5 protein-coding genes are annotated in these 3,307 nt (G+C 37.5%); all 5 read right to left on the reverse strand.

Features of this window, described 5'->3' with window-relative positions:
- Positions 1-447, reverse strand: a 447-nt coding sequence (locus ACFIMC_RS04925; RefSeq protein ID WP_375681039.1) for an SMI1/KNR4 family protein, incomplete at its 3' end; no start/stop codon positions are given.
- Between the two features lie 48 nt (positions 448-495).
- Positions 496-1,071: an SMI1/KNR4 family protein gene (locus tag ACFIMC_RS04930; RefSeq protein ID WP_375685687.1), complete on the reverse strand. Its 576-nt coding sequence runs from the start codon at positions 1,069-1,071 to the stop codon at positions 496-498.
- On the reverse strand, positions 1,068-1,541 hold the full coding sequence (locus ACFIMC_RS04935; RefSeq protein WP_375613701.1) for an SMI1/KNR4 family protein: 474 nt from the start codon (positions 1,539-1,541) through the stop codon (positions 1,068-1,070). The genes ACFIMC_RS04930 and ACFIMC_RS04935 overlap by 4 nt, the downstream gene beginning before the upstream one ends.
- Complete coding sequence (locus ACFIMC_RS04940; RefSeq protein ID WP_375685689.1) at positions 1,519-2,127, reverse strand: SMI1/KNR4 family protein; 609 nt, start codon at positions 2,125-2,127, stop codon at positions 1,519-1,521. Before ACFIMC_RS04940 ends, ACFIMC_RS04935 begins: the two co-directional genes overlap by 23 nt.
- A 64-nt stretch (positions 2,128-2,191) precedes the next feature.
- A partial coding sequence (locus tag ACFIMC_RS04945; protein WP_375681040.1) for an HNH/ENDO VII family nuclease occupies positions 2,192-3,307 on the reverse strand: 1,116 nt, incomplete at its 5' end.

Here is a 3,307-nt window from a genome sequence, read left to right on the forward strand (position 1 = left end):
TCTTTTACAAAGGAATTCATAAAAATTACTGGCGTAATATTCACAATCTTCAGATGGAAGCATGACATAAAGTGGGCATTCTCCATCCCGAAACTGCGTATAATCAAAATAAAAGGTTTCACCAAAAGCAGCATCACAAACGATAAGCTGTTCTAGTGTTGCAAAACCACGTTTCCTATCATTTAAATTTTGGAAAACAATATCATCAAAAGGAATATCTTCTCCACACTCCTTATAAAGCCTATAGATTTCATAACCACCAATGTCCCCGCCTTTATAATGTTTTAAAAAAACTTTATAGGAAGATGTGAATTGCAAACCAAGAATTTCCTCAGCTTTTTCAATCACGAGATCATCAACCTCCTTATCTTTGCTAGCAAAATTAACAATATCACCTTCATATTTATCAACTAATACTGTAACATCATCTAAGGTATAGGTTTTCATCAATTATCCTCAAAACTTGCGTAACGCTCCATATTTCCTCTATCAATTTCACCTCTTCCATAGTTTTTTCCAAAAACTCTTGTAAAAAGGGATAGGTTGCGGAGTGGGAGTGTGCTCAATCTTTTCAATCGGTTTTTCACCATCAGGTATCTCAACTCCCGCGTGTACTTTAATTCTTTTGCATAGGAATTCATAAAAATTACTGGCGTAATATTCGGACTCCTCATCCGCAAACATGACATAGAGTGGGCATTCACCATCCCGAAACTGCGTATAATCAAAGTAAAAGGTTTCATCAAGATCATAACTCACAACGAGCTGTTCTGGTGTCGTAAAACCACGTTTTCTATCATTTAAGTTTTGGAAAACAACGTCATTAACAGAAACACCTATAGGATGCTCATAAAGACTATAGATTTCTTCACCACTAATGTCCCCACCTTTATAATGTTTCAAAAAACTCTTGTAAGAGGATGTGAATTGTAAACCAAGAGCTTTCTCAGCCCTTTCAATTACAAGATCATCAACTGCATCATCTTCAGTACGAAAATGGATAATCTCATCATCATATTTATTCACTTTATCAATTAATATTACAACATCAGCTAAGGTATAGGTTTTCATAAATCTTCCCCTGCATGGTCCTTAATTCTTTTACAGAGAAATTCATAAAAATTACTTGCATAATAAAGGGGATCTCCAGATATTACCTCAAAATAGAGCGGACATTCACCATCCTGAAACTGAGAGTAATCAAAGTAAAATGTCTCACCAAAATCAGTTCTACTGACAACAAGCTGCTGTGATTTTGCTAAACCATTTTTCATTTCTGTTAAGCGATTATAGACAATGTCACCACCATAAACAGTTTCAAAGTCTACACCATAAATGCTAAAAATTTCCTCGCAACCAATTTCTCCTCCTCCATAATTTTTTAAAAAACTTTTGTAGGACGAGGTGAATTGTAAACCAAGAGTTCTCTCAGCCTTTTCAATCAATATATCATCAGGTGCATCCTCTGCAGTGCCAAAGTCGATAACATCCGGATACTTATTAATTAATTGTGCAACATCAGCTAAGGTATAGGTTTTCATGGATGATCCTCAAAACTTGCGTTATAAACGCTTCATNGATAGGTTGCGGAGTGGGAGTGTTCTCAATCTTTTCAATCGGTTGGTCACCATCAGGTATCTCAGCTCCCACACTTTCTTTAATTCTTTTGCAAAGGAATTCATAAAAATTGCTAGCGTAATACTCGCAATCCTCAGATGGAAGCATGACATAAAGTGGGCATTCTCCATCCCTAAACTGCGTATAATCAAAATAAAAGGTTTCACCAAAATCTGTTCTGCTAATGAAAAGCTGTTCTGGTGTCACAAAACCACGTTCTCTATTGAGTAAGTTTCGGTAAACAATATCACCAGCAGGAATACCTTCCCCACAATCTCCATAAATGCTAAATATTTCATCACCACCAATTTCTCCTCCTCCATATTTTTTTAAGAAAACTTTGTAAGAGGATGTGAATTGCAAACCCAAAGCTTTCTCCGCCTTTTCAATCTGTAAATCATCTGTTTCATTCTCTCCATCATCTTCAGTACCCAAATTGATAATCTCTTCATCATATTTATTTACTTTATCAATTAAGACTGCAACATCATCTAAGGTATAGGTTTTCATCAATTATTCTCCATTAATTATTCTATAAATCTCTGTTTTTTCTCTTTTCATCAACCGTAGAGTATTACTGCCGATGCTCCTGTCCCCATCTGTCAAAATCTAGACCTATAATACCCCATTTCATATCAATTATTTCTCCTAAATTACTGTTTTTTTGTTCTCTATACCCTTTAGCGCGTTCCTTCCAATATTCCTCTCTCCACTTATTAAACTTTTCTCTCTCTATAAGCGATTGATGTGTTTTGGAAGGAGCATGAATCACGGAATTATATTTATTATGAGATTCCTTGCTCATTTCTGCTATGGGCCCCTCATGCGTTTGCTTTAGGTGATGCAACTCAACAGGCTCACCATCAAATCCTATAGGTGCTCTTCCTGTTTCCATCCTTTCAATATTGGTGCCCCACACGTCTTTCTTGTTTACTCTCCATTTAACCCTTTGGTTAGGATCAAACAAATCGTCTCTCTTATAAGCTTTGTTCGTCTGACCAAATTTGCTATCGGTAAATTTAGTGGGTTTCTTTTTTAACCAAAGCTTTTTTTCTTTAGCAGCAAGTTTGGTCAGTTCTTTCCTCGCCGCAAATTTGTCAGGATCTCCTTGAGTTGCAAGTTCTGCAAGATTTTTCTTGGAAGCGAATTGGGCAAAATCTTTCATAGCATTGAACTTGATCACTGTCTTTTCGCCAAGCTTTATGGCTCCCTTGGCTGTTCCAGCTCCTCCCAAAAACAGCGTTGCTACTTCAGTCAATAATTTTCCAAATTCAAGACCAGCATTAAAGGAACCACCGGCACCGGCTCGCTCATATTCCTCCTCCATTTTATTAATGCGATCTACATAGGGCTGTGCAAAGGCATGCCCAAGGGTAGCCAAAACCTTACCACTGGTGAAGAAATCTTTGAGCGCTTTCAAAATCTCTTTGGAATTTTTGGCTATTTGTATCAAGTCACCAACCGTAGGAGAACTGATTATTTGCAAAAAACCATCAAGCGTATCGTATATTTCAGCCGGTACACCAGCTACCATACCTGCCCCAAAGCTTATACCTTGCCCTGTACTAATCGCAGACCACTTCGCAGACACTGCTGCTTCACATAAAAGGTCAGGACACTCCTTTAATTCTTTCTCCATCTGAGCTTGTTGCGCACTGCTGAGGTAGTTATTTGCAGCGGCATTACCAGC

The sequence above is a fragment of the Bartonella sp. AP21QHHD genome (assembly GCF_042196205.1).
Classification (GTDB): Bacteria; Pseudomonadota; Alphaproteobacteria; order Rhizobiales; family Rhizobiaceae; genus Bartonella.

Coding starts and splice junctions, on each gene's coding strand:
- ACFIMC_RS04930 (WP_375685687.1), bottom strand. CDS start 1,071: ATGAAAACCTATACCTTAGCTGATGTTGTAATATTAATTGATAAAGTG.
- ACFIMC_RS04935 (WP_375613701.1), bottom strand. CDS start 1,541: ATGAAAACCTATACCTTAGCTGATGTTGCACAATTAATTAATAAGTAT.